Raw genomic sequence first — 1,079 nt, 5'->3', positions numbered from 1 at the left:
CTCTGTCGGTGCCGTACAAGGACGATCTGGCGGCGCGGCTCCATGATCCGGCATTTGTGACGATTATCGGCCACTCCCTTCAGTCGAAGATGAACCTCATTCGCAAACTCGGTAACACCGCGGTGCATGAAGCGCGTCCGATTCCTGAGGATGTCGGGCGGAAAGTGCTTGACGAGATGTTCCACATCTTGTCGTGGCTTGCGCGGAAATATGCCACGCAGTCGGCGAGTAAGCCGTCACCGCAGTTGCAATTCAACCCGCAGCTGCTGCCGAAACCGAGTGGTGGACCTGCAGCGGTGGCAAAGACCGTCGCACAGCTGAAGTCACTCGAAGAAGCAATGCAGGCCAAGGACGCCCTTCTGGAGCAGTCCGAAACCGAGAAGCAGAATTTGGCTGCGCAGCTTGCTGCCCGTGATGTCGAGAAGAAATCCAGTGAAATCGCGGTTGCGACTCTCGAGCAATTGGTCGAGCAGCTCAAAGCAGAGGTTGCTGCAGCGCAATCGGCTTCTGCGATCATTCCCGATACTCACAATTACAACGAAGCCCAAACTCGTTCCGAGATAATCAATCTGCTGCTTCGTGAATCTGGTTGGTTGCTTGACGAACCGCGGAACCTCGAATTTCCCGTCGATGGAATGCCGGACGGAAAGAAGGGATACGTCGACTACGTGCTTTGGGGCAAAGACGGATTGCCACTGGCTGTTGTCGAAGCGAAGAGGGCGTCGACGGACGCGAACGCGGGTAAGCAGCAGGCACTCTTGTATGCCGACTGCCTTCAAAAGATGTACGGACAGCGTCCGATTATCTACTACACCAACGGTTTCGATCACTATTTCTGGGATGATCATGACTCGACGCCCCGACCGATCGAAGGCTTTCACACGCGTGACGAGCTGGATCTGGTCATCCAACGGCGCATCTCGCGAAAGTTGCTTGCTGATACCGCTGTTCCCAAGGAGATCGCGGGACGTCTCTACCAGGAACAGGCGATCAGGAGAGTGACGGAGCATTTCGAGAATGACAAACAACGAGCTGCGTTGCTGGTCATGGCGACTGGCTCCGGTAAGACGCGCACGGTA

At 55.9% G+C, this 1,079-nt stretch carries 1 protein-coding gene; it reads left to right on the top strand.

Features of this window, described 5'->3' with window-relative positions:
* A partial coding sequence (locus tag ACIQ2D_RS22265; RefSeq protein WP_402867452.1) for a DEAD/DEAH box helicase family protein occupies positions 1–1,079 on the top strand: 1,079 nt, incomplete at both ends.

The organism is Lysinibacillus sp. NPDC097287 (assembly GCF_044761695.1).
Taxonomy (GTDB): Bacteria; Bacillota; Bacilli; order Bacillales_A; family Planococcaceae; genus Lysinibacillus.
The sequence above is the reverse complement of the archived record's forward strand: the minus strand, read 5'-3'. Positions and strand labels throughout refer to the sequence as shown.